Annotated in this window: 20 protein-coding genes; 3 read left to right on the top strand and 17 right to left on the bottom strand. The window is 42.6% G+C overall.

Features of this window, described 5'->3' with window-relative positions:
* Positions 1-347 precede the first annotated feature (347 nt).
* On the top strand, positions 348-842 hold the full coding sequence (locus tag C8D84_RS08165; protein WP_060490899.1) for a nuclear transport factor 2 family protein: 495 nt from the start codon (positions 348-350) through the stop codon (positions 840-842).
* A 350-nt stretch (positions 843-1192) separates the two neighbouring features.
* Complete coding sequence (locus C8D84_RS08160; RefSeq protein WP_109591389.1) at positions 1193-4192, top strand: LysM peptidoglycan-binding domain-containing protein; 3000 nt, start codon at positions 1193-1195, stop codon at positions 4190-4192.
* A gap of 139 nt (positions 4193-4331) precedes the next feature.
* Here the strand turns inward: C8D84_RS08160 and C8D84_RS08155 are convergent, their stop codons facing one another.
* Positions 4332-5540, bottom strand: a complete 1209-nt coding sequence (locus tag C8D84_RS08155; protein WP_109591387.1) for a transglycosylase SLT domain-containing protein — start codon at positions 5538-5540, stop codon at positions 4332-4334.
* Positions 5541-6604: 1064 nt separating this feature from the next.
* A complete protein-coding gene (locus C8D84_RS08150; RefSeq protein WP_109591385.1) occupies positions 6605-7438 on the bottom strand; it encodes a Nif3-like dinuclear metal center hexameric protein in 834 nt (277 codons plus the stop codon).
* A gap of 315 nt (positions 7439-7753) precedes the next feature.
* Here C8D84_RS08150 and C8D84_RS08145 point away from each other — a divergent pair, with 315 nt between their 5' ends.
* Positions 7754-9082, top strand: coding sequence for a S1C family serine protease (locus tag C8D84_RS08145; RefSeq protein WP_109591383.1), 1329 nt, complete (start codon positions 7754-7756; stop codon positions 9080-9082).
* A gap of 141 nt (positions 9083-9223) precedes the next feature.
* Here the strand turns inward: C8D84_RS08145 and yfaE are convergent, their stop codons facing one another.
* The 15 genes from yfaE to C8D84_RS08070 form a co-directional block, all read right to left on the bottom strand.
* Positions 9224-9490 (bottom strand): class I ribonucleotide reductase maintenance protein YfaE, encoded by a 267-nt coding sequence (yfaE, locus tag C8D84_RS08140; RefSeq protein ID WP_045446158.1) that lies wholly within the window; start codon positions 9488-9490, stop codon positions 9224-9226.
* A 232-nt stretch (positions 9491-9722) separates the two neighbouring features.
* Entirely contained in the window at positions 9723-10856 is a 1134-nt protein-coding gene (gene nrdB / locus C8D84_RS08135) for a class Ia ribonucleoside-diphosphate reductase subunit beta (RefSeq protein WP_045446160.1), read from the bottom strand.
* A gap of 176 nt (positions 10857-11032) precedes the next feature.
* On the bottom strand, positions 11033-11416 hold the full coding sequence (locus C8D84_RS08130) for a hypothetical protein (RefSeq protein WP_109591381.1): 384 nt from the start codon (positions 11414-11416) through the stop codon (positions 11033-11035).
* 36 nt (positions 11417-11452) lie between these two features.
* A complete protein-coding gene (locus C8D84_RS08125; RefSeq protein WP_109591379.1) occupies positions 11453-11740 on the bottom strand; it encodes a type II toxin-antitoxin system RelE family toxin in 288 nt (95 codons plus the stop codon).
* On the bottom strand, positions 11730-11981 hold the full coding sequence (locus C8D84_RS08120) for a type II toxin-antitoxin system Phd/YefM family antitoxin (RefSeq protein ID WP_109591377.1): 252 nt from the start codon (positions 11979-11981) through the stop codon (positions 11730-11732). The genes C8D84_RS08125 and C8D84_RS08120 overlap by 11 nt, the downstream gene beginning before the upstream one ends.
* Before the next feature lie 154 nt (positions 11982-12135).
* On the bottom strand, positions 12136-13353 hold the full coding sequence (locus C8D84_RS08115) for a hypothetical protein (RefSeq protein WP_109591375.1): 1218 nt from the start codon (positions 13351-13353) through the stop codon (positions 12136-12138).
* 11 nt (positions 13354-13364) lie between these two features.
* Positions 13365-15641, bottom strand: coding sequence for a class 1a ribonucleoside-diphosphate reductase subunit alpha (gene nrdA / locus C8D84_RS08110; protein ID WP_109591373.1), 2277 nt, complete (start codon positions 15639-15641; stop codon positions 13365-13367).
* A gap of 537 nt (positions 15642-16178) precedes the next feature.
* Positions 16179-16499, bottom strand: coding sequence for a YbeD family protein (locus tag C8D84_RS08105; RefSeq protein WP_045446256.1), 321 nt, complete (start codon positions 16497-16499; stop codon positions 16179-16181).
* A 231-nt stretch (positions 16500-16730) separates the two neighbouring features.
* The gene (locus tag C8D84_RS08100; protein ID WP_109591371.1) at positions 16731-17453 is read right to left on the bottom strand and encodes a class I SAM-dependent DNA methyltransferase; all 723 of its coding nucleotides are present in this window, start codon (positions 17451-17453) and stop codon (positions 16731-16733) included.
* A 188-nt stretch (positions 17454-17641) separates the two neighbouring features.
* Positions 17642-18289: a thiaminase II gene (tenA, locus tag C8D84_RS08095; RefSeq protein ID WP_109591369.1), complete on the bottom strand. Its 648-nt coding sequence runs from the start codon at positions 18287-18289 to the stop codon at positions 17642-17644.
* Positions 18290-18920: 631 nt separating this feature from the next.
* Positions 18921-19847: a bestrophin family protein gene (locus C8D84_RS08090; RefSeq protein ID WP_109591367.1), complete on the bottom strand. Its 927-nt coding sequence runs from the start codon at positions 19845-19847 to the stop codon at positions 18921-18923.
* A gap of 178 nt (positions 19848-20025) precedes the next feature.
* Positions 20026-20799, bottom strand: coding sequence for a type I methionyl aminopeptidase (map, locus tag C8D84_RS08085; protein WP_109591365.1), 774 nt, complete (start codon positions 20797-20799; stop codon positions 20026-20028).
* Complete coding sequence (locus tag C8D84_RS08080; RefSeq protein ID WP_045446174.1) at positions 20792-20998, bottom strand: ParD-like family protein; 207 nt, start codon at positions 20996-20998, stop codon at positions 20792-20794. The genes map and C8D84_RS08080 overlap by 8 nt, the downstream gene beginning before the upstream one ends.
* A 178-nt stretch (positions 20999-21176) precedes the next feature.
* Positions 21177-23093: an RNA polymerase sigma factor RpoD gene (gene rpoD, locus C8D84_RS08075; protein WP_045452235.1), complete on the bottom strand. Its 1917-nt coding sequence runs from the start codon at positions 23091-23093 to the stop codon at positions 21177-21179.
* 531 nt (positions 23094-23624) lie between these two features.
* Positions 23625-25787 carry a DNA primase gene (locus C8D84_RS08070; RefSeq protein ID WP_109591363.1) on the bottom strand — a complete coding sequence of 721 codons (2163 nt, stop codon included), beginning with the start codon at positions 25785-25787 and terminating at the stop codon, positions 23625-23627.
* Positions 25788-25937: the final 150 nt, after the last annotated feature.

The following is a 25937-nucleotide window of genomic DNA, read 5'->3' as shown; positions in this document are numbered from 1 at the left end:
TGACTCATATTTTCAGAAATAATTGTGCCATATAGTTAGTATTTTAGTATTCGCAATAATTACACAGGGTGTCACATAGCTGTGAGAATTGAATGATAGTCTCACTCTATGGTAAAAGTACGCTGTCATCATTAATAAGTAAGTGATGATCAAACAGAAATAAGTAAGTGATGATCAAACAGATATTTTTTACAAGTAAAACGGAAACGAAGAGGGCACATGCTAGCCAGTGCTCGCTTCATTTATCATGATGTTAATGAGTAATAAACGACTACTATATTTAATCAATAAAAAACGTTAGTCATCAAAAGATGGCAACAACGATAACAGCATTGCTAAGGATTATGATGAAACGATTATGGGGAAAAGGGCTTTTGGCATTATTGCTAAAAAGTGCCAGCGTGGCGGCGGTAGTGACCGTTGTAAGTACTGTGAGTATCAGTGCGCAAGCGGCAGCCATGACCGAAGCTTTGGTGCAGAATTATATAGCAGCAATGAAGTCATCAGCGAATAGCCAAAATGTCAATCAGGTCGCCCGTCTTGTCTCTGACGATGCACTGATTTCATTATCTAGAAAAGGTAAGTCTACCAGTTTAGATAAAGATGCTTATTTAAAGTTGTTGCAAAATAGTTGGAATAACACCTCTAATTACCGTTATGATATTTCTGTGGATAACATCGTTATTACGGGCGATCAGGCCAAAGCCAATGTAACGACCAATGAGAGCTGGGTGAAAGATGGTAAAAATGTCTCATTTGTCACCACTTCAAGAGTGACGCTGACGTTATCGACTGGTAATGCGGTGCTGCTACGTGCTGTATCACAAGTAACGATTAATTAATCGTTACTCGACTAATAACCCAGTACTAGCTAGTCAGCAATTATGCATTATCAACAATTAGGTATTAATGGATAAGCATTGATTAAGAAACGTCTTGATCAGTGGATAATCAAAGAAAATAGTGCATTAATCAGGCTCTTCGAAAGCTAAGCATTCCATCATAAATAACCATACAGATTCACAATGTTGAATAATTAAATGATTGATTGCATTTCGTGAGAGGTCTAAAAATTGACTCAACTTATGATGATTATCTTTTTATATTAGACTGGTCTTTGCTTCACATTGCATACTATACTAGCAAGCAACTTTATCTTATCACTTTCTGTCGTTAGGAAACTTCCAATATCATGTCTACTGTGCTATCAAAATCTCGCTCATTTATTGCGTTGCCATTGACGCTTGCTGTATCAACTCTACTTATCAGTGCTTGTAGCAATACGTCAGCGGTAAAAAAGGGTGCGACCAATAGCTCATCTGTTATTACTAAACGTCCAGCTACTAAAGCGCCTGCAGCAAGCAGCAGTACGGACTATTCAACGGCATATTTAGATGCAGATAGCTTGGATGAGTTAGCCGATTTACTCGAAGCCACTGACATGACTATGGTGGAAGGCAACAAACTTGCTATTCAGCAGTATGGTGATTTATGGAGTCGCTTACGTGCTGGCTATCGTATGAATGGCGGTCAGCCGACTTATAATCAGCGTATCGAAGGGCAAAAAAGCTGGTTTACCAGTCGACAAGACTATTTAAACCGTTTGACTGCACGTGCTAGTCGCTATATCTATCACACCGTACGAGAAGCTGAGCGTCGTAATATCCCGACAGAGCTGGCTTTGTTACCTGTTATTGAGAGCTCTTACGATCCAAGCGGTACCAGTAGTGCGGCAGCAGCAGGCTTATGGCAGTTCATTCCAAGCACGGGTCGTATTTATGGTTTGAATCAAAGCAGTACCTATGATGGTCGCCGTGATGTCATCGAATCAACTCGCGCCGCTTATGACTTCTTGACCGCACTGCATAACCAGTTTGGCAGTTGGGAGTTAGCATTGGCTGCTTATAATGCGGGTCCTGGTCGCGTGCAAAAGGCCATTGATGCTAATAGAGCTCAGGGTTTACCGACAGATTATTGGTCTCTGAGATTGCCTACTGAAACGATGAACTACGTGCCGCGTTTCTTGGCGGTAGCGGAAATTGTTGCCAAGCCTGAGCAATATGGTGTCTACTTGCCAGCCATCGCCAACCGTCAGCATTTCCGTAGTGTGCCAGTGAATTATGGCGTGAGCTTGGCTGAAGTTGCGCAAATGACAGGTGTGAGCTACGACGAATTAGAAAGATTAAATACGGCCTTAACGTCAGGGCGTGTTGATTCTTCTGGTCCCCAGCGTATTATTATTCCTAATGATGTGAGTCTTAATACCGACGTTAAATTGAGCTCATTGAGAGGCAATGGTACGGGCAATATACTGGCATCGAGTAATACAAGCACACCAAGTAGCACGACCACGATGCCAAGCTATAATAACAAACCCTATACTGGCTCTTCATTACCATCGACAGGTAGCGCCTTGGCTGATTATGCTGCAAGCGCTAGTGTGCCGCAGCAAACGACCAGTTATATATCACCGTCAGCCACACCTACTAGCAGCTCTGTCTACAGTAATAATGCCTCGGTGCGGACTGAGCCACCATTGAGCACGGCAGAAACCAACAAGATCAATGCTGAGCTAAAAAGCAGCAACAGTTTACCGACCACCTCTGCTCAAATTACACAGAATAATACGATTGTCCAAGAACCACCACTGAGCAAAGAAGAGCGTGATTTTATTGCCAATCAAATTCGCAGTAACACGCCTGAAACCAATGTAATCAATGCTGATGGTAATATTAATTTATCCGCAGTACAGACACAGCAGTCTATTCTAGAAGCCAGTGGCGAAGAGAAAAAGCTTAGCTTTGCAAAAACATCAGTAAGCAAGCCAAAACCCCAAGGTGCACGTACCACTTATACCGTCAAGCGTGGTGATACCTTATCTAATATTGCCAGTCGTGCGGGCGTCAGCTGGCGCGATATCGCTGAATGGAATCAAATAGATGCCAGCTCTAAGCTGCTATCAGGCAGTACCTTATACTTATACAATGCAAAAACCATCAAACCGTTGAGCACAGCTAACAATGCCGCGGCAAGCCAACCAGAGAGCTATGTAGTACAAAGCGGCGATACGCTGATTGGTACTGCTAACCGCTTTGGTCTATCGGTGACTCAGTTGGCAACCTACAATAATTTGAGTAGTAGAGCGGATTTACTACGTGGTCAAAAGCTATGGCTGATACCAGGTAAGGTGACTGCGCCAGTGACCACGCCTGCCGCTCCCTCGACCAAGCCAAGTAAATCAAGCACCGCTACTAAGAACTATAAAGTAAAAGCGGGCGATGGCTTGATTGCTCTCGCACGTCAGTTCGATGTATCAACTGATACACTTGCCAGCCTCAATAATATGAGCACTACAAGCTCACTATATGTTGGTCAAACTCTAAAAGTACCTGCAAGTGTCGATTTCGATGCAGCAAACACCTCAAGCTCTAGTAGCCGTAACAGCAGCTCAAGTTCGGTGGCAACCACCAACTATAAAGTAAAATCTGGCGATACTTTGATCGGCATTGCCAATAGCGTGGGTATCAGTCCAGCTGAGCTTGCGGCGGTGAATAGCAACTTTGATGCAAAAGCACGCCTACAACGTGGTCAAACCATCAAAGTACCCGTGTCTAAAGGATTGGTTGATCGTCAGCTAAATGATAAAACTGTCAGTTATAAAGTAAAATCAGGCGATACGTTAACAGGCGTGGCTCAACGTTATAATATCGGTCTTAGTGACTTGGCAACAGCGAACAACCTGAAAACCAACTCTAATTTGATACTCGGTCGTACGATTACGATTCCTGCCAGTGGCAGCGTTGTAGCGACCTCTAGTAGCAATACCCAAAGCAGTAGTACGGCTAGCAGCACTGCCGCGACTAGCACAGCGAGTAGTGGCAAAAAATTGGGCAACACCGAGAGCTATAAAGTTAAATCAGGTGATGGTTTGATTGCTTTAGCACGTCAATTTGGTGTTTCGATAGACGACTTGGCTGCGACCAACGATCTCGCGACCAATGCCCAATTACAGCGTGGACAAACGCTTAAAGTACCAAAGCTCACAGTGAGCTACACCGTTGGGTCAGGAGACAGTTTGATTGGCTTAGCACGTAAATATGGCGTCTCTACGCAAGAATTGGCTGAAATGAATAATATCGCGGCGGATACGATGCTACAGCGTGGTCAGCGCCTGACCGTACCTAATCGTTAAGAGTAAGCGGCTTAGTGGAATAATAGCCAAGTAAATACGATTAAGACAGATCATTCTGCACAAAAAAGCTGCTCTTCATAAGAGCAGCTTTTTTTATCTATAAAATTCAATTCTCAAAATATCTAATAGCACTTATCAACTAGACAGTTTGAGTTTTGATAGTCTCAAGATAACTTCTAATATTGCTAACATAATGCATGGCTTGGCCATAACGACTATTGGTAGCTTTATTGTCACCTAAGTACGCATAAACGTTCGCCCAGCTTTTATCATCAATACCCTGATCTCGCAGTTTACGCTGAATACTCTTTACTGCATTTGGTCCCATGTTGTAGCCGGCAAGCGCAAACCAAATACGATCTGTCTTTGGCACATCAGCAAAGTCATCTTTCATTTGCTCTAAATAACGTGCGCCGCCGCCGATACTTTGGTAGGGATCGACGCGATCTGAGACCCCCATTGCTTTGGCTGTATTATTGGTCAACATCATAAGCCCACGCACGCCCGTTGGCGATACGGCATTGGCATCAAGGTGTGATTCTTGATAACCCATGGCCACTAATAATTCCCAATCATGATTATAATTGTGTGCTTGCTCTTCAAAAGACGATTGATAATCAGGCAGTTTTTCGGTCAACGTTTTTTGGAAATGATCTTGGCTATAGGCGTCTTTTAGCAAGTTTTGATTGTAAAAGGCAGCAAGTTTTTGTGTGTTTTTCAGCTTAATGCTGTCACATAAAAAGTAACTGGCTTTTTGTGATAATGGATCATTGGATGAATTGAACGTCCAACTGACTTTTGGATGTAAACCATTCTTTGTTAAGCTGGCGTCATAGCCGCAACTGATGTTGATAGACGATAAGTTAAACTTGCTCTTTAACTGTGTACTGGCCGTTGTTAATGCCATGTCTACCTCGCCCGATCTCAGCGCCTTTAGGGCAGTTTCTTCATTGGCATACGCTTTTAGGTCGATATCAACGCCAAGCTCGTCAGCATAAGTACGCACCAAATCAAAACCAAAGCCATGTTGAAAACCGTCAGTCGCAAAATAAGTGCTGTCACCGGGGACGGCAGCGATAGTTAACGTGCTTTCTAGCATAACGTTATCATAGGCTGGCACTGGCGCACGCATCGTCGTCAGACTCTCAGCAGGTAAAGAGAGAAGGGCGATACTAGAAACTTGCGCAAGCTTTTTGGTTCTAGAAAAACGACTCGATGTCGTCGGGGTAACGGATGAAACGATGTTACTTTTAGTGTTCGGTAGGCGTTTAGATGGACGCAGTAAATAAGAAATACGGCGTCTAGCCCCTTGCGCAGATACTTTCACACGATAAGTAATACGCTGCATGGATGTCTCCTGATTTTAGCCATCCTGCTTACCGTAAAACGCTTATGAATGTATGCTTATAAAGTAGTCATACATCGATGTTGCATTTTAGACAACCACGCACTTCTTAATAAGATAAGTGCGTCGTCATCTTGTTTAATAATAGTGCCGCTAATGAATTTTTATCAGATGTAGCGGTGCAGTTTTTAATTAGCTGGTTATCTACTGGCGTATTCAGTGTATCAGGTAAGAGGGCTAAAAAATCTCTCAAAATATCAATATAAAACATCGATATAAAGTATCAATACAAAATGATGAACGCACAACACCGCGAAGGATATAAATCGGATGATTCCTTCATCGATGCATAGATAGGGCTAAGAATAAAACAACTATATATTAAACATAGGTAAGGTCATGAACTAAGTTATTGATACAAAACATAAAATGAGCGGGGTGCTTATGCACTCAGCTTTTCTATGCTGATATTAATGACCATGTCCTCTTTAAATCATTTGTAATAGAGTCAACAGTGATTAATTTTTTGTCCAGCAATAAGGGTAAGCAAGTCGCTATTTTCATTACTAATAAAAAAATGATAGAAAATTTACTCAAACATTCTATCAATCAGCGGTTACTAACCCAGTATCGCGACACTTAAATCAAGATAGACTATGCTGCTGAAAATATATCACGCACAGTGTATCTATTAGTAAACCGTCCAAAATCTCGTTATCTATATGACCTCAATAGCTATACAACATAGTGAGATTTTAGGCGGTTATACTGATTTAAGTACCATAACCGGAAGCTGTAATAAATGGGAAGCCTCATGACAAGACATTCTTTCTTCGGATATTAATATGCGGATATTCCTTGGATTATTCAAGTGTGGTTAAGAAATTAGCGATAAAACTTAACAATTGGGCTATAGACGGTTAAAAAGGCCATTGTTATTGGTACACTATTGAAAATTGAAGCAGCAAAAATTATGCATACTGGACAACCATACTGACTGTTATTAGCCTTGTTTTCCGAAAATTATTCTAAATTTAGATAGCTATGAGTAGAGTTGAGGACACAGTCTAAGCAGGATTATCAATATCTACAAAGGTCACCGGTATACCAAATGCTTGAGAAACTATGTGACCGAGTGCTTGAATACCGCCGCGTTCTGTCGCGTGATGTCCACAAGCGAAATAATCAATGCCCAGCTCACGGGCAATATGGGTGGTACGTTCTGATATTTCGCCAGAGATAAAGGCGTCACAGCCCATCAATGCAGCTTGTTCGATCATATCTTGTGCGCCGCCCGTACAAATGCCCACGTGTTCGATAATTCTGTTATTATCGATATGAGCGCTTGTACTATTCGGTGCGCTATAATTGGCAGAGATATGCAATGGCAATCGTCCTAGCGTCTGGGTAATGTGAGTAATGAGGCTTTGGGCATTCTGCGGGGTACAAGTGGCGATATTACCAACTGGATGCGACTCACCGGGGTATAAAGCGCCGATAACGGTCATGTTTAATGCGTCAGCCAACTTGGCATTATTACCAATGGCGGGATGGGCATCGAGCGGCAGATGATAACCAATCAAAGAGATACCATGCTGCATAAGTTTACGGATACGCTGACCTTTCATACCAGTGATGGGGGCAGGTTCGCCTTTCCAAAAATAACCATGATGCACCATAATGGCGTCTGCATTGTCAGCAATCGCCGCATCAATCAATGCTTCGCAAGCCGTTACACCAGTGATTATGCGCTTGATAGGTCGACCCCCATCTACTTGTAAACCATTAGGGGCATAATCTTTAAAAGCATCTGCTGATAAATAGTCATCACAGAATGTGGTCAGCGCTTGAACGGTAATGGCGGTATCTGAGGGCTCGGTTGAGATATTGTGTGTGGTCATGGTATTCCCTTATAATTGATTCAGTGGGGCAAGCATTTATGGCTAAGATGTGGCTTTTGATAATGAGTATTTTAACATGTGGCTACAGTAGGATAGACAATCCTACTCACTGAAATGGTACACGATACGTTACAACTGGGTAGTATTGGCGGTTATAATTTATACATGTAAGCTTGCCGTATAGATAGTGCAAAAAAATAACCATCTAGTGGGCTGTGAACGTTTGATAAATGCTACTCAATGCGTCCTAATATATACCATGCTTCTCACCTTATTCATCTTCGTCTGTTTGTATCAAATTTATAGAGGTTTTATATGTCGTCATCTCGGAACACCAGCAGCAAGGCGTCTGTATTAAAATGGTTACCTTGGGTTTTATTGCTAGTCGTGATTGCCGCATTTATTTGGTTGTTTGCGAGTATGAAGACGGCATCAGAGCAGGCATGGGAGCCGCCCAGAACCACACCTGCTGAGCAGCAAGCGTCAGCACCGGTTTCTGATACACCCGCAGCGATTTCTTCTTATCATAATGCGGTTGCTCGCGCCTCACGATCAGTCGTGAATATCTACACCACGCAAACGATGGCAGAGCATCCTTATATGAATGATCCTGTGTTGCGCCGCTTTTTTGAGTTCCATGGTGCACCGTCAGAAGAGCAGGGCAATACCAATTTAGGCTCTGGGGTGATTGTCTCAGAAGATGGCTATATCGTGACCAACGCCCATGTGATTGAAAAAGCCGATGAAATTACGGTCGCCTTTAATGATGGTCGTAAGAGCCGCGCTAGAATCGTTGGTACAGATCCAGACAGTGATTTGGCAGTGATTAAAGTAGATATGACCGGTTTGGCACCACTTGGTTTCCGTAAAGAACCTATCCGAGTTGGCGATGTTGCATTAGCGATTGGTAATCCGTTCGGTGTCGGTCAAACGGTAACGCAAGGAATTATCTCAGCGACAGGACGTACTGGGCTTGGAGTCAACAAGTTTGAAGACTTTATCCAGACCGATGCAGCGATTAACCCAGGTAATTCGGGCGGCGCACTCGTTGACGCTTTTGGTGAATTAATTGGTATTAATACGGCCATTTACTCACGCTCTGGCGGCTCTATGGGTATCGGTTTTGCTATTCCTACCGCCATCGTTGAGCAAGTGATGAATGCCATTATCAAAGATGGTAAGGTGAGCCGTGGTTGGTTGGGGATTGAGATACAGTCACAGTTACGTGACCCAACGCAGCTTGAAACCTCGACTGGGGTAGAAGTGCTTAATGTCGTTCCTAAGAGTCCTGCTGCTAAGAGTGGTCTGCGTATCGGCGACATTATTTTGACGATTGACGGTGTTGAGATGACGGATGCCAATACCTTGATTCAGTATGTCGCTCGTAAAGCACCGAATACCACACTGAATGCGCAAGTATTACGCCGTGGTAAAAATGCCCAAGTCAAAATCCTGTTAGAAGAGCGTCCAGCACAAGAGCCGATGGAACGTCCGGTTGTGATTCTTGATGAAAATGTTGGTGGTATGGAAGATCCAAATCTACAAGGTGAGAGACAAGACGTACCGATGATGTCAGAAGCCGAGCGTGACCGTATGCGTGAAGAGCTGTTGCAGCTGTTTGAAAGAGATGGTGCACCCTTATAAGGTCATTCTTCATCACCTAAAACTTAAGTAAAATAAGCTCAATCAAAATGGCTTGAACGGTTTATAGACAGTAAAAAAGCGCGTTATCTTGAAGATAACGCGCTTTTTGTTTCGAATTTTTTAGCACTATTTTGGTTGATATTACTCTATAGTAGGCTCGTGATTGATATAAATCACACCCTGTACACGGCAACAGCAGGGTAGGATCTCGTCTTCATCAATCATGGCAAGGGGTGCAAACGGATAGTCAATGACGTGTGAGCTGGCGATACGCTTTATTCGGCAACTGCCACAATAGCCTTCCTTACATTGATAATTGATATCATGTCCGGTGCGTAGCAATCCATCAAGCAAGCTTTCGTCATCATGCAAGTAAAATTGCTTTTTACTCGTCATTACCCAAGTCATAGTTTTATCCTGTTTGTTTCCCTATCATTCTGTACTTTCTAAACTATAGTCAATCCTATATAAATAAGATACGGTGTCAGGCTCGCTTAGTCTACTATATGTAGTACTTTCGCTCGCCTTCCTTGTATCCAAATTATTATGTAGTACTTTCGCTCGCCTTCCTTGTATCCAAATTATATTGAAACGACTATATAATCTTTCAAAAACTATTTTTTAAATGAACACATAAGCTCTAAAGCTCAAAGTCATCAAAATCACTGTCTGATAAGTCTGAATCAATCTGACCCACCAAGTATGAGCTGATTTCCGTCTCTTGTGGGGCAACTTGTACGTTGTCAGATGACAACCATGTGTTAATCCACGGGATTGGGTTTGATTTAGAATTCGGGAATGCGACTGGTAAGCCAACCGCTTCCATACGTAAATTGGTGATGTATTCGATATATTGGCACAGAATATCTTTATTGAGACCAATCATTGAGCCGTCTTTGAACAGATAGCCTGCCCATTCTTTTTCTTGCTCAGCCGCTTTACGGAATATCTCGATGCTTTCTTCGTAGCACTCTTTGGCAATGTCGACCATCTCAGGATCATCACGACCGATGCGCATGAGATTCAAAATATGCTGCGTGCCCGTTAAATGTAGCGCCTCATCACGAGCAATCAATTTAATAATCTTGGCATTACCTTCCATCAGCTTACGCTCGGCAAAGGCAAACGAGCAAGCGAATGACACATAAAAGCGAATGGCTTCTAAGACGTTGACTGCCATCAAGCACAAGTAAAGCTGCTTTTTCAGCGATTTTAAATCGACGGTAATTTGCTTGCCATTGATCGTGTGCGTGCCTGCACCGTATAGGTTGTATAGCGATGAGTTATAATACAAGTCATCGTAGTACTTGGCGATGTCCGCCGCGCGCTCTAGGATATGATCGTTTTGCATGATGTCATCAAAGACGATAGCAGGGTCATTGATAATATTACGAATGATATGGGTATAGCTGCGCGAGTGAATGGTCTCAGAAAACGTCCACGTCTCAATCCATGTCTCAAGCTCAGGAATCGATACCAGTGGCAGTAGCACGACGTTTGGGCTACGACCTTGGATAGAATCGAGTAGCGTTTGATACTTTAGGTTACTGATAAAGATATGCTGTTCGTGTGACGACAGATTGCCATAATCCATACGATCACGTGATACATCGACTTCTTCTGGACGCCAAAAGAACGACAGTTGCTTTTCAATCAATTGCTCAAAGATAGGGTGCTTTTGTTGGTCGTAACGCGCCACGTTGACCGGATTACCAAAAAACATCGGCTCTGTTAGCGCATTGTTTGGCGTTTGGGAAAAAATCGAATAAGTCATGAGACTGCCTTTATCATTGATATGGTTATTAGGTTATTAGGTTATTAGGTTATTAGGTTATTAGGTTATTAGGTTATTAGGTTATTAGGTTATTAGGTTATTAAGTTATTAAGTTATTAAGTTATTAAGTTATTAAGTTATAGGGTTTTGACTAGATTTGGTTTGATTGAATTATATTACAAGTTCTCTAAAGATATCTGTTCTGGCGTCTGTCCATCATTCATATACGCTTTAAATATCTCACTCAGCTCGCTATCGTCCAAACCCTCCAATTCATCGATCGCACTCTTACGCAGCGCACTCAAGCCATCATCATCTGATAGTTGCTGCATTTCTTTCTGTACGTCTTTTTTAGTCGCTCTCTTTACTGGTTTTTTCAATACTTTTGTAGCGACTTTCTTTGATGCTTCTGGTTTTTCTGTTATGCCTTCGCCTAATTGCTCACGGACGTCTGCCATGTCGACTTCCACTTGTACGATATGCGAGCCACCATCGTTTAGGTCTGAAAATACGTTTGGGATAAACAAACCACCGTCTTTGATGATTGCGGTATATTGCACATGACCTCCATCGTTTTTATTGTTTGTGTGTTTTAATTATGGCTGGCGTGTCGCAAGCGCATCATATACTTTGTTGTTTTCTCTTTTGCCGACTGCTAATACATAAACCACCACCACATCATCTTTTACGGTATATACCAGACGATAGCCTACGGTGCGTAATTTGATTTTATAAGTATCGGTACGTCCCGATAGTTTTGACGCAGGCACATGAGGATTTGACAATCGCTGCTGTAACTTTTTCTTAAACTGCTGCTGAATATTTGGCGCTATCTTTTTCCACTCTTTTAATGCCAAAGGATGAAACTCAAGATTATAAGTCATCCAAAGTTACCTTTATCGGTATCTGCCCATCATTCAATCGTGCACTAACGGTTTGGCTTAATGCCATGTCGTCCATCGCTTCCATCATGCGCTCAAAAACGTCTGTTGAGACTAAGTAAGCCACTGGTTTATTGTGGTTTAAAATAGCAATGGACTCGCCGTCTGACTGTTTAATCAGTGCCGACGGGTTAGTCTTTAACTCTGAAATACTCGCTGTCTGTGTCGCAAATATCGGTTGCATGATTCATTCTCCATTAAAATTAAGCTCTAAATATAGGGCTAATTTTAGCACGAAAATTAGGTCTTATTTGTTAATCTATATATTTTGTAGGGTGCGCCTCGCGCACCTTTAAATATAATTTACATATCATCGGTGCGCTGGGCGCACCCTACAACTACTTTGAGCCTTTATTAAATGAACTTAATAATCCTGTCAATTGTTCAAGACCATCAAAAGTTGCTGGCATTTGGTCTTCAGTAGCCACGATAGGAGCAAAAATAACACTCTCGAACCTTTCAAAGCTTTCTTTCATTCCTTCTCTTAGTCCCTTAGTGTCAGAATCGTAGTTATGTATAAACTGACAGAGAGTGAGACGTAAATCTATTTGCAGTATTTGTGATTTGATAGATCTAACGTTAACCAATGATATTTTAAAAAAATAAAGAAGTATGAAAAGGAACAAAACCGTTGAGATAGTAACTATGACAAATATTGGGTTCTCAAAGCTATTAGCACTTAAGTAATAAGCTGACCAGATAGATTTTGAGACTATAAGTAAAACTATTACAGCCATCAGACCATAATATATATAACCTTGACTATTCAATTCTTTTTTCTTCTGTTTTCTAAGTGTTCTGAAGCCATTTGACAAGCCAACAAAGTTATATTCACTTTTTTGGTTGTTTAAGGTTTCCTGTATTTCTCTAATGTCCTGTTTCAATAGAATATTTTTTCTATTTTCTTCCTCAATTAGATCTTGATGTTCATGCAAATTATTAATAGTTTGGATGACTGAACTATCGAGGCGTCGATTCAAATGTCTTGAGAATACTTCTTGTGGAATGATATACCATAAATAACAGAGTTTATTTAAACTATCATATGTCAGTGTATAAGAGTAAGACTGTAAGCTTGTTACTGCCTGCTCAAAAAAAGATCTATGTGTTTCAAAAGTAGTTATCAATGAAGCTTCATATATGTCTGCTAGTAATACTATATATATCGACTCTATGACTTTTCTAACTAAACTAGCTCGAGGTTTCTCTTGCTTAGAAAAATCATACAGATTTTTATTGTCTTCCGCTAAGGCGTTATCATTCAGTGCAACACCTATTTTTTCCCAGTTATGATACTTGAGATCAATACTATCTAAAATAGATAGATTTTTTTTGTTCTTACTATCTAATATACTGAGTACAGCTTTAACTAGGTCATTTGTTTCTGTGCTTAAATCTAAATATTCAGAATGTTTGTGTATCTGGTTTTCAAACTTTCGCTTTAGGTTTTCAAATTGAGGGCTTTTATAAGGAAAGATCATAGTTATCTCGATATTAGTAGATAAATATATGATAACAGCGTACAGCGGATTTAGCTCAAAAGCTAAACCCGCCATCCATCAATAGCCTAAATCTTACATGCACCGCCAGCACAATCATCTTCCATATCTGCTTGTGCATCGTTCGCACCATCACGAGTGTTATGATAATACAACGTCTTCACGCCAAGCTTATACGCGTTTAGCAGATCTTTTAGCAATATCTTCATTGGTACACGGCCGCCTTCATAACGAACGGGATCGTAGTTGGTGTTGGCAGAGATACTTTGATCGACGAATTTCTGCATGACAGCGACCAGCCTTAGGTAACCGTCATTGTTTGGCATTTGCCATAGTAGCTCGTACTGATTTTTTAGCTTATCAATCTCAGGAACGACTTGCTTTAAGATGCCATCTTTTGACGCTTTGATAGAGACCAGACCGCGTGGTGGCTCGATACCGTTGGTTGCGTTGGCGATCTGACTAGAAGTCTCAGACGGCATCAAGGCGGTTAGAGTAGAGTTACGCAGACCGTGAGTGGTGATTTCAGTACGCAGCGTCTCCCAATCGAGATGTAGCGGCTCTTGGCAGATTTTATCCAAATCTTTTTTGTACGTATCAATCGGCAAGATACCTTGCGAGTACGTCGTCTCATTGAACGCAGGGCACGCGCCTTGCTCTTTTGCCAATTTGTTTGATGCTTTCAAGAGATAAAATTGCAACGCTTCAAACGTTTGATGCGTTAGACCAAGCGCGCTGTCATCTGAATAGCGCACGCCATTTTTAGCTAAGTAATAAGCATAGTTAATCACGCCCACACCTAGCGTACGACGACGCATGCTGCCATTTTGAGCCGCTTTAACTGGATAGTCTTGATAGTCGAGCAGGGCATCAAGGGCACGGACGATGAGCTCGGCTGGCTCTTCGATATCGCTGACGTTGTCAACTTTACCCAAGTTAACTGCTGATAGAGTACAAAGCGCGATTTCGCCTTCTTCGTCATTGATGTTATCAAGTGGCTTAGTCGGTAGAGCGATTTCCATACATAGGTTTGACTGACGAATCGGCGCAACCGTTGGGTCAAATGGGCTATGCGTGTTGCAATGATCGACGTTTTGGATATAGATACGACCCGTGCTCGCACGCTCTTGCATCATTAAACTGAATAAATCTGCTGCTGGGATTTGACGGCTACGAATGCTTGGGTCATTTTCGTACTTGGTGTATAACTCTTCGAATTTGTCTTGATCTTCAAAAAACGCATCATACAAGCCAGGGGTATCACCTGGTGAGAATAACGAGATGTCTTGACCTTTGATTAGGCGAGTGTACATTGTTTTGTTTAACTGTACGCCATAATCCATATGACGCACACGGTTATCTTCCACGCCGCGGTTGTTTTTAAGTACCAATAATGACTCAACTTCTAAATGCCATAATGGATAAAACAACGTCGCTGCACCGCCACGGACGCCGCCTTGTGAGCAGCATTTAACCGCTGTCTGAAACAATTTATAGAATGGGATACAGCCCGTATGCTGCGCTTCGCCGCCACGGATAGGGCTACCAAGGGCGCGTATGCGACCTGCGTTGATACCAATACCAGCACGCTGTGACACATAGCGTACGATGGCGCTGGTGGTCGCGTTGATCGAGTCTAGGCTATCACCGCATTCAATCAATACGCATGAGCTAAACTGACGCGATGGGGTACGCACGCCTGCCATGATAGGTGTTGGTAGCGAGATTTTGAACTGCGAGGTCGCATCGTAAAAACGCTTTACGTAGTCCAAACGATCTGACTTGTTATAACGGCTAAACAAACACATACCAACCAGCATGTACAAGAACTGCGGGCTTTCAAAGACGGTCTTGTTGACGCGGTCTTGGACGAGGTATTTACCTGCCATTTGCTCAACGGCTGCATAAGCAAGGTTCATATCGCGCCAGTGATCAAGATACTCTTCTAGCTCGTCAAATTCAGCACGGCTGTAGTCAGCTAGGATATGCTGATCATATTTACCAGCGTCGGTCAGTTTTTTGACATGATCATAAAGGTGCGGCGGGGTGAATTTATTGTAAGCAATTTTACGCAGATGGAAAATCGCCAAACGCGCAGCCAAATACTGATAATCAGGCGTATCTTCAGAGATAAGATCTGCTGCTGACTTGATGATAGTCTCGTGAATATCGCGAGTCTTGATACCTTCATAAAACTGAATGTGCGACTTTAGCTCAACTTGCGACACAGACACATTATCCAAATTGTGAGCTGCCCACTCGATTACCTTATGAATTTTATCCAAATCAATAAGCTCTAATCGTCCGTCACGTTTGGTCACTTTGATTTTGTCGATGTGTGTCATGTTGCCCTCTTAAGTTGATAACTTGGTAATTATTTATAATGTTGCTTATAGTGATGCTGCACAGTCAGTAAACGGCAGGCATTCTTTATAATGCTACGATGCTTGCGCCGCGATAGGTGTTTTTCTAGGCAAAAATCTACCGCTACTCATAGTGACAATTAAATTCACTGAGTACTACATATAGCGTGTTTGTTAGTAGGTAGGCACAATATAGCGGTAAAATTTTGAAAATACTATATTGATTTTAGGATCAAACTATGTTGCTGTGAGGTTGTGCTGTGTCTGAATTTTAGCAAAGGACGATGGGGTAAGGGTTAGACGCGATTGACTCAAATAATAAGTTTTTTGTAAAAATCGTATGATCATTTGCTTTTTATTCGCGAGTAAATGACCCACCAATAAGGGGACATAGAACAATAATAATGAGGGCGCAGATTGTACAGCAAACCACAAAAAATCGCCACCCGTATGTGATTAATAGCGAGTGACGATTTCGACGGAAAAGCGGCTGGCTTTTTTTAAACGACAATTATCTGCTTATACGACCAAACGAACTGTTTTGGCAGCGTCGAGTGAGGCATACAGCACATTGACCTGATCGGCTGCTGTAAGATATAGATTGACTCGTGCTGAATGGAAGCGACCCGTTTTAGACGGTTTCACTTCTATTGAGGCCAAATCAAAATCAGGGAACTGACTGCCCAAGATAAGCTTCACTTCGTTGAGTAAGTTCTCACGCTCGCCTTCATGACCAATGATGCTAAGTGGATAGTTCATTGGAAAGTCCCAAAGCTCAGGATTTTGAATATCCGTTCTTTTGCCTGTGATCACACCTTGATTGGGCGTTAGGTTGGTCATTTTTACTGATTTTTCATTTGTTGGTGCTTGGTTGTTGTTTTTATTGGTGCTGTCTTTTGGATCATCAGTCATGATTGTGCCTCGCTTTATTAAATGTTAGCTATTAGCATAAGAGCTTTATTCACCATTTATAGTGGCACTAAACTTATAATTCAAGTGCTAAAATGGCAATGACAGTATGCTATGGATCACTGTGATCTGTCATAACTTTTGCTCAGTCATCCATGCTAATCAAATGCTAGTACACACAGCAGTTCGTTTTTTATAAGCACAAACAGCAACATAATCCCCACGGTCATAGCCTTCGACGACTTCTTGCACCTTGTCATTGGCATACATAGGATGGGTCAGTAAGGTTTGTGCATACTCAAAATCGACAAAACCATTGGCTTGCATCAGCGCGATTTTTTCATCAGAGGTGCGCCAATTGGCTGATTTAACCAGCTCAATAGGATAGGGATCAGCAGGAGAGATGTGCGCAAGTAGCGAATGCTCCCACGTATTTAATGAGCTTGCCAAATTATATAAACTGGCAAAGCCGCTTTCTTTTGGCACATCGATAACAATCAATTTGCCGCCCGTTTTTAAGGCATAAAATGCCTTTTTAATACAGATATCCAAATCGCTAATATAACTGACACTGCCATTAAACATGATGATATCAAACTTATTTGGCTCAATATCGCAAGTCTCGGCAGGACTAATATCCACTTGTAAGCCGCGCTTTTTAGCGATTTCAGCCATGTCTTTAGAAGGCTCGATACCATATTTGATATGGATATCATAATCCTGTGCCAATAGTGACTCAAACAGTCCACTACCACAACCGATAGACAATATCTCACTGTGCTTATCTAAAAAATGAGCGACCAGTTTTAGCTCACTGGTCAGTAAGTTTTGGTTGTCAAAAAACCAGCTGTCATACGCGCTTGCATGTTCATCGAATGCTGCCATGATGTTTCTCCTTGAGTATTTTTTGTTGTATCGTTAATCCACTATAAAAGAGTGACAGCGTTAACCTCGCTTAAAGTATTACTCATACATCTGCACTTGGTTGCCTTGTCACTGTTTTAAATTGAATCAACTATATTGAATAGTACGTGACGTTAAATTTGCCATAAAGCTAGCACTTTGCATAGGGGCTAGGACAGATCAAGCGCCTGCTGCCAAAAATTCACTTCCATACGTGAAGCAGTATTAAATAACTGTTGGAATTTGTCTGCCTGAGTAGGATTAGCCTGTGCTAGTAGCGTGTTGATCTGCGCTTCATTCTGCGTGGTAATCGCTTGAAATTCGTCACTGGCAAAGACATCAATCCATGGCTGGTAAGGATTGTCCGCGACAAAACCTTGTTCTTTAATGCGTTTGCCAATTTCGCCATAACCCATCAAACAAGGAGCAATTGCCGCATAAAGCTCAGCCAATGAGCCTGACATCGCAGCGTCTAATAGGTAGCGGCTATAGGCAATGGTCACGGCAGATTCAGGGGCGCTTTCTACTTCTTTAAGTGGGATGTCCCACTCATGACATAAATCGAGATACATGCCAATTTCCATATCGAGCATGGCATTGATGCCTGCTTGACCGACACGCATTTGTGCCAGCGTATCACTCTTATATACGCTCAATGCCATCACACGGGTATAGTGAATCAAATATAAATAGTCTTGCACAAGGTAGTGACGAAAGCTGTCAGGGGAGAGCGTACCTGCCGTTAGCTGTTTGACAAAATCATGCTGAATGTAGCCATCCCATGTTGGGCAATGGTGGCGTAACGTTTGGTAGTTCATAGTGTTCACTTACTGTTATAAAATGCGAGTAAGCAAAGAGTAGGAGGTGATCAGTGAGCAGGCACAAAAAAACCTTACCAGGTTATGTGAATAAACCGGCAAGGCTTGCTTAGCAATAGATGCTTAAGAGGTGTGCTATAAAATGTCACGCTTGTTTCCTACGTCAGTGCTAACTGCATCAGGTTCGCGGGTAACTCTCAGCCATGATTTTGAATTGTAGTTAAAGCATCAAAAATCAAAGCACCCCGACAAGGTTTATTTTTCAGAAATAAATATAAAGTTTACATAAGTTTAAACTGCTCGTACTTAAGCAATCGGCTCTATGGTAGACGAATTCAGCCATCATTAGCAAGTAATGCGAAAAAAACCATGAATAAAGGTTGTCTTACAAGCGTGAATAGACAGGATTTTACCTTTTATTAAGCTATTCAAATACCACGATAATGGCGAGAGAAATCACTATTTTTAAATGCATTTTGTATTCATAAAAGCTCTACTATTGCTTATATTATTTAGCTACCCGACGGTAGGGTATATAAAAAATATCTAATAAATTAAGGCAATACGTTTATGGGACACTGTCTCATTTCGTATTGATTGCTTTATGATTTATAGGCGTTCAGCTAAGAGGCTATGGTAAATAGCCATTGATAGGAGTGATCTCAGGTGGAATATCTGCCTCTTCTAGTGCTTCTCGCAGATTGATCTCGATAGTACGCGATAATGCAGTCAGGGGTAGTTTGTTGGCGGCTAAGCCGAAAGGCTCTTCTAGCTCTTCACTGAGGGCATCCAAACCAAAAAAGGTATAAGCGATCACGGCACAAATCAGCGGGGTCACCCAACCGAGCGAGGCCACCAAGCCAAAAGGCAACATGATGCAATACAGATAGGTCGTGCGATGGACCAGCAGCATATAAGCAAACGGCAGCGGTGTATTATGAATGCGCTCGCAGGCTGCCAATACAATGGTCATAGATGTCAGGCGCTCGTCCATGTTCTGTATGACTTGCTCTGATACCAGTCCTTGACGCCGAATGTCGCCGAGTTGCTTGCCCATGAGGCGCATGATGTAATCAGGTAGGTTGCGCGCTTGGCGCATACTATCATGGTGTTTTGATGCGACAAAAGGCTCGACATCATGCCAAGGTGACGAGCCGCGCAGGCGATGGCGCACAGCATGCGCAAAAGCAATGGTCAGGTAAACCATCGCTCGCCCAGTCTCGTGCCCATTCTCGGTATCAGCATCTATAAAAGACAGCACTTGACGGGTTAAGCTACGCGCATCATATACCAGCTGACCCCAAAGCCCTCGAGCTTCCCACCAGCGTTGATAACTGGCATTGTTACGAAATCCAAGAAATAGCGATAACGCGATTCCTAGCAAGGTAAAAGGAGCCATACCATAATAAGGAAAAGAGTCAGGAAGCCAGTGCTGAATAATTGTTATAAGTGTGCTGAGAAGCGCGATCAGCAAAATTTGCGGATAAATTTTTGGAATGACAGAGCCGTGCAGGGTAAAAAGTATCTTGAGGGCGTTTGGGGTTTGCCGGACAATCATGTCGGTTTCCTATCGATGGCATGTATAAAAAAGCGATGGCAGAGGTATTAATCAGCGTATACTCAAATCATCGCGACCTATGATATCAGTAGTTACCAATATGGCAATAATAAGATGATACTTAAATACTTGAATCACTCTTGTATTACGCAGCAGCCAGGGAAACTGTAAGCACGCTTTAAAGGGTCTCTTCTTCACGCAGCGTCAGCACTTCATAACCATCATTGGTCACCGCAATAGTGTGTTCCCATTGAGCAGAGAGTTTTTTGTCCGCAGTCACTACCGTCCAGCCGTCTTTTTTTATTTTTACTTTGGCTTTGCCTTGATTAATCATTGGCTCAATAGTAAAGGTCATGCCTTGTTTTAAAACCAAGCCTGCACCTGCGCGACCATAATGTAAAACTTCAGGCTGTTCGTGCATTTCGCGACCGATACCATGCCCGCAGTATTCTCTAACGACAGAGTAACCGTTCTGTTCGGCATGGCTTTGAATGGCATGCCCGACATCACCGAGCGTTGCGCCCGGCTTGACCACACGGATACCTGCCCACATGGCCTCATAAGTGTTATCGACGAGGCGTTTTGTTAATGGCATCACATCGCCAATCATATACATTTTGCTAGAATCGGCAATAAAGCCGCCTTTTTCTAAAGTAATGTCTACATTGATGATGTCGCCTGATTTTAGGACTTGGTTGCTTGAGGGTACACCATGACAAACCACTTGATTGACAGAAGTATTGAGCACGTATTGGTAGCCGTATTGACCTTTGCTGGCAGGTCGTGATTGTAAAACATCCACAATATAGCGCTCAACTAAATCATTGACAGTCATTGTGGAGATGCCAGCGACCATGTGCGTATCTAGGTAAGCAAAAACCGATGCCAATAAGCGTCCAGACTCACGCATGATGGCCAACTCTTCAGTAGTTTTTAGCGCGATTTTAGCCATCGATAAGATTTCCTATATTAACATCTGCTCGTTTTAACTGCTCGCTGATGATATCGGTATAAGATGCGTGAGGATTGGCCTCGGCCAACATACCTATTTTTATCCAATACTCTGCCTGCGCGTTAATCGAACGTACCATTACCGCACTGGCTTTACGAAGCTCTTCGTGTAGCGCATCATCAATTTTAACAATACCCATTGTTTTACCTAGTATATGAAATGTATATGAATCATATATACTGTATAGTGCCATTGCAAGCTCGTTCTTGTATTCCTTGATGCAGATATGTAGTTATAGCATTCGAGCCATCAAATCGATGACACAAAAAAGCCGAGATAAACTCGACTTTCTTATTGGTGCTTAGTTTGCTTTATTATTAATCATTCTCTAAGAAAGAACGCAGATGCTCAGAGCGTGACGGATGACGCAATTTACGCAGTGCTTTTGCCTCAATCTGACGAATACGCTCACGTGTTACGTCAAACTGCTTACCTACTTCTTCCAAGGTATGGTCGGTTGGCATGTCGATACCAAAGCGCATTTTTAGCACGCGTGCTTCACGCTCAGTCAGATTGCCCAATACATCACGAGTCGCTTCACGCAGACCAGCTGCGGTCGCATCATCAACAGGGCTTGAGATAGTACCATCTTCGATGAAATCACCTAGGTGTGAATCTTCATCATCACCGATTGGCGTCTCCATAGAGATAGGCTCTTTGGCAATTTTTAGCACTTTACGGACTTTAACTTCGTCCATCTCTAAGCGTTCGCCCAATTCCTCAGGCGTTGGCTCGCGTCCCATTTCTTGTAGCAACTGACGAGAAACACGGTTTATTTTGTTAATGGTCTCGATCATGTGTACAGGAATACGAATGGTACGCGCTTGGTCAGCGATAGAGCGGGTAATTGCCTGACGAATCCACCATGTGGCATAGGTTGAGAACTTATAACCACGGCGGTATTCAAATTTATCGACGGCTTTCATCAGACCAATATTACCTTCTTGGATTAGATCCAAGAACTGTAGACCGCGGTTGGTATATTTCTTCGCGATAGAAATAACCAGACGCAGGTTAGCTTCGACCATTTCTTTTTTGGCGCGGCGAGCTTTTGCTTCACCGACTGCCATACGGCGCGCCACGTCTTTCATATCGTGGATTTTCATGTCGAGCTGTTGCTCGTAGTCACGAATGCGACGTTGCAATAAAATAACATCATCAGTGACTTTTTCTAGCGTACCAGCAAACGCAGGCTTACCTTTAATACGTTCAATCAACCAATCAACATTGGTCTCGTTGCTAGGGAAAGTCTTACGGAATTCTTCGCGCGGCATACGACCACGGCGAATGACCAAACGCATGATTTGACGCTCTTGCTTACGCACGTCATCATATACATCATGCATGATAGCCATCACTTGGTCTGACAAGCGATTGTTCAACTTTAGCATCATAAAGCGTTCGGCAAGTAGGGCATAAGCAGTATCTGCTTCTGTGCTACCACGGCCATAATCTAGCAAGGCTTGCTTGGCTTTGATAAATAAGTGTTCGATTTCTTCTAGACGCAGACGTACTTCTTCAGGATCGATACCGCTGGTTTCTTCTTCAGCTTCCTCTTCAACGTCGTCTTCATCCTCGTCCTCATCATCAAGCGCCGCTGCTTTGGCTTTTGCTTTGATCACAGGCGGATTTTCTTTTTCTTCTTTGATGCGTTCACGTTCTTCTTTTGCTGCCTCTTTTGCTTCTTGGGCAGCGATTTTGTCTGCTTCGGTCTCAGGATCTAAAAAGCCAGTAATGACGTCAGAAAGCTTTTTTTCGCCATCTTGTACTTTTTGATACTCATCAAGGACGAACTGTACGGTACCCGGCCAGTAAGACATCGCATGCTGTACGTCACGAATGCCTTCTTCGATACGCTTGGCAATGGCGATCTCACCTTCACGGGTCAATAGATCAACCGTACCCATTTCACGCATATACATACGCACAGGGTCAGTGGTGCGACCCGGCTCAGTCTCAACAGAGGCCAATACCGCCGCTGCCTCATCCGCTGCCATGTCATCATCACTTGAATCGTCGTTCATCAAGATGTCATCGGCATCAGGCGCAGATTCAAAGATTTTGATACCAACGTCGGTCAGCATTTGCACAATATCTTCGATCTGATCGCTTTCGGTAATAGAGTCGGGCAGTTGGTCATTCACCTCAGCATAGGTGAGATAGCCTTGCTCTTTACCCATTTGGATTAAGGTGGCCAGTTGAGATGTGGACTTAGAAACTGACTTATCGTTCATAAATACTCGCTTACTTGCATCGGACATTTTTATATTGTGACGCGCTATCGCTCGCTCAGTGCGTTGATATAATCAATCGATTCATCAAAATATGGCGTAGAGGTTGTCAATAATATCAAAAATGAGTTGATATGAATAAAGGCTCAAAATACTACAATTACAATGCTAAAAAACTGCTAGAAATTAGTAACGCTAAAAAGTTTTCAAGATAACATTATCTAAAAAATAATATATAAAAATAACGGTCCCTAAAAACGGATACTTCAAAATAATATCTAAAATTTGTGCTTAAGGAGGCGGATTATTGCCATCTATTAAATTGGGCTATAAATAGTTAGCGACACAGTTTAACACACACCAGCGTAATCAAGCACGAGGTAGTGATATCTACCGACCATTTCTTACTGATTATTTTATATCAGCCAAATGATTAAATGGCAATACATGCTATTGGGCATAATCATTAGTAGTGGGGGCAGCCGCTATACTTTTAAAGGGTTGGAGATTTTTTAGCAAAAATAATGGCAAACGTTAAGATTTGACGGTAACCATCTGCGCTGACTGCTCAGCTTGCTGCGCGCGTAACCAATCATTTAATAATTGCGACTGCTTACGGACAATCGCCAGCTTAATATGGTCAGGATTTTTGATGAGCTCTTGCATCTTTTTTTGCAGATGTAACTTGAGCAACTGCATCACCAAGTTTTCGATCAACTCATCCAAGCTCAAAATATTTCTGCCAATTAATGTCTTATAAAATCCGCCCCAGCTACGGCTAAGTGTCTCTTGGGTGATTGGTTTGACATTAGACAATATAAAGTGTGCGGCGGCGTTGGCATCTTTGGGTAAATGATTCAGGCAGCGTTTGATGGTGCTAACGATATCCAGCAAGGCGATATCTTGCAAATCTTCCCAAGCCAGCGGACGCAAGATGTCAGGCGCGGCCTTTTGCTTGATGTGTGCTGGCAGCTGTAAATCATTAATACCTGCCTGCTGCCAAATGGCTTCGATAGGGTCTTCAATTAAGGCGCGTGGCTGAAACAAAAAACAAAGTTGCAATTGCTGACTGATGGTCATGTCACCATCAAAATCTAGCAGCGCATCTTTGGCTTCGATATTTTGGCTACGTTTACCACCCAGCTTCTGATAGACGTCATTGTTCAGCAAATAGCGAAAGCTACTGCCTTTAGGTAATGCAGTGGTCAAGGCACGTACTTGTGACATGAGCTTGGCTTTGCCTTCTGCCAAGGTTAAATCGTAACGCTCGCTTAAATAGGCAAAAATATACTGTGACAATGGCATGGCATTCGCGATTTGCTCACGCATGGCATCGCCGCCCTGACTCTTAATAAACGTGTCAGGATCATGATTATTAGGTAAGGTTAAAAACCGCAGTTCTTTATCATCGGCCAGTACTGGCAAAGCCACTTCAAGGGTACGCCAAGCGGCTTTTTGTCCCGCGCTATCACCATCAAAGCTCAAGGTTAGGGTTGGGTTCAGCGTCAGTAATCGTGATATTTGACTCTCATTAATCGCCGTACCCATAGAAGCGATAGCGCCATAAATACCCGCTTGGTAAAGGGCGATGACATCCATATAGCCTTCGACCACTAGCCAGTCGTTGGCGCGCTGCTGGCGAGACTCATAGTAGCCATATAGCACATGCTGCTTATGAAAAACAGGCGAGTCAGAGGAGTTGATATACTTGGGTTTTACTTCATCATCGAGCGCCCGCCCACCAAAACCAATGGTGCGTCCTTGATTGTCTCGAATCGGGAAAATGACCCGATCACGGAGTAGATCATAGTCGCGTCCTGACTCTGATTGGCGCACCAAACCAAGCGCCTTTAGCCCTTCAATATCTTGTGGAAACTGATGCTCAAGATGCTGCCACCCAAAGGGTGCATAGCCCAAACCAAACGTCTCAAAAATGTCTTCTGTAATACCACGTGATAAAAAGTAATGCTTGGCATGCGGATGAATGGTGAGATTGTGCTGATAAAACTGCTGGATTTGCTCTAACAGCTCATACAGGTTACCGTCTTTATCGGAAACGCTATGATCATCGTACAATGCCGCAGCGTCAGTATCGCCACCTGTCAACCATGCTGGTGGATAGCTATTATCATCTTGATAGTCTGCGCCATAAGAATCTTCTGGATAAGACGCTGAGTCGTAAGCATCTAGCGGTGGATACTCATCGTAGCCGTTGCTACTATCGTGATAAACGGGTTGATCGGTATCGCCGTACTGGTTTTGTTGCTGAATAGCCGAAGTAGCGTTAATAGAAGGTACATTAATTGTTTGAGCAGGACTTTTAGCGTCGATAGTCGGATTAGGTATTGGCGGTGGTGCAATCGGTTTTGGTACACGGCGCTGGTAGCTGACGTTTTGTTGTTCTTCTTTTGGGACTTCGATACCCGTCTGCTTTGATAGCTCATTAACTGCTTCAATAAAAGTTAAATTTTCATAATCGCGTAAAAAACTGATGGCATTACCGCCGACACTACAGCCAAAGCAGTGATAGATGTTTTTTTGTGGATTGACATAAAAAGAGGGCGACTTTTCACCATGAAATGGACAGCAGCCTTTAAACTCACTACCAGCACGTTTAAGCGTCGTATGACGCCCAATGATACTGATTAAGTCAGCTTGGCTATTTAGTTGGTCGAGAATGTGATTTGGAATACTCATGCAAAAAACAGTTTACCATAGGTGTATTATCTTAAGCATAGGCAATATCGGGCACAAACAATATTGGGCATAGATAATGAAACAGAAACAGAAAAAATAAGGCCAACTCTGTCGTTGACCTTATTTTTTTCATGATGTGGGTTGATGTGC

The sequence above is a fragment of the Psychrobacter immobilis genome, assembly GCF_003148585.1.
In the GTDB taxonomy this organism is placed as follows: domain Bacteria; phylum Pseudomonadota; class Gammaproteobacteria; order Pseudomonadales; family Moraxellaceae; genus Psychrobacter; species Psychrobacter immobilis.
This window is presented reverse-complemented; position numbering and strand designations above follow the sequence as displayed.

What these genes read in the sequence shown, in the direction of transcription:
- nrdB (WP_045446160.1), bottom strand. Translation starts at nt 10,856, where the DNA reads ATGACTTATTCGATTTTTTCCCAAACGCCAAACAATGCGCTAACAGAG.
- C8D84_RS08145 (WP_109591383.1), top strand. Translation starts at nt 7,754, where the DNA reads ATGTCGTCATCTCGGAACACCAGCAGCAAGGCGTCTGTATTAAAATGG.
- C8D84_RS08120 (WP_109591377.1), bottom strand. Translation starts at nt 11,981, where the DNA reads ATGCAACCGATATTTGCGACACAGACAGCGAGTATTTCAGAGTTAAAG.
- rpoD (WP_045452235.1), bottom strand. Translation starts at nt 23,093, where the DNA reads ATGAACGATAAGTCAGTTTCTAAGTCCACATCTCAACTGGCCACCTTA.
- tenA (WP_109591369.1), bottom strand. Translation starts at nt 18,289, where the DNA reads ATGAACTACCAAACGTTACGCCACCATTGCCCAACATGGGATGGCTAC.
- C8D84_RS08115 (WP_109591375.1), bottom strand. Translation starts at nt 13,353, where the DNA reads ATGGCGGGTTTAGCTTTTGAGCTAAATCCGCTGTACGCTGTTATCATA.
- C8D84_RS08070 (WP_109591363.1), bottom strand. Translation starts at nt 25,787, where the DNA reads ATGAGTATTCCAAATCACATTCTCGACCAACTAAATAGCCAAGCTGAC.
- C8D84_RS08100 (WP_109591371.1), bottom strand. Translation starts at nt 17,453, where the DNA reads ATGGCAGCATTCGATGAACATGCAAGCGCGTATGACAGCTGGTTTTTT.
- C8D84_RS08105 (WP_045446256.1), bottom strand. Translation starts at nt 16,499, where the DNA reads ATGACCAACCTAACGCCCAATCAAGGTGTGATCACAGGCAAAAGAACG.
- map (WP_109591365.1), bottom strand. Translation starts at nt 20,799, where the DNA reads ATGGCTAAAATCGCGCTAAAAACTACTGAAGAGTTGGCCATCATGCGT.
- C8D84_RS08125 (WP_109591379.1), bottom strand. Translation starts at nt 11,740, where the DNA reads ATGACTTATAATCTTGAGTTTCATCCTTTGGCATTAAAAGAGTGGAAA.
- C8D84_RS08080 (WP_045446174.1), bottom strand. Translation starts at nt 20,998, where the DNA reads ATGGGTATTGTTAAAATTGATGATGCGCTACACGAAGAGCTTCGTAAA.
- C8D84_RS08150 (WP_109591385.1), bottom strand. Translation starts at nt 7,438, where the DNA reads ATGACCACACACAATATCTCAACCGAGCCCTCAGATACCGCCATTACC.
- C8D84_RS08090 (WP_109591367.1), bottom strand. Translation starts at nt 19,847, where the DNA reads ATGATTGTCCGGCAAACCCCAAACGCCCTCAAGATACTTTTTACCCTG.
- C8D84_RS08160 (WP_109591389.1), top strand. Translation starts at nt 1,193, where the DNA reads ATGTCTACTGTGCTATCAAAATCTCGCTCATTTATTGCGTTGCCATTG.
- C8D84_RS08155 (WP_109591387.1), bottom strand. Translation starts at nt 5,540, where the DNA reads ATGCAGCGTATTACTTATCGTGTGAAAGTATCTGCGCAAGGGGCTAGA.
- C8D84_RS08165 (WP_060490899.1), top strand. Translation starts at nt 348, where the DNA reads ATGAAACGATTATGGGGAAAAGGGCTTTTGGCATTATTGCTAAAAAGT.
- yfaE (WP_045446158.1), bottom strand. Translation starts at nt 9,490, where the DNA reads ATGACTTGGGTAATGACGAGTAAAAAGCAATTTTACTTGCATGATGAC.
- nrdA (WP_109591373.1), bottom strand. Translation starts at nt 15,641, where the DNA reads ATGACACACATCGACAAAATCAAAGTGACCAAACGTGACGGACGATTA.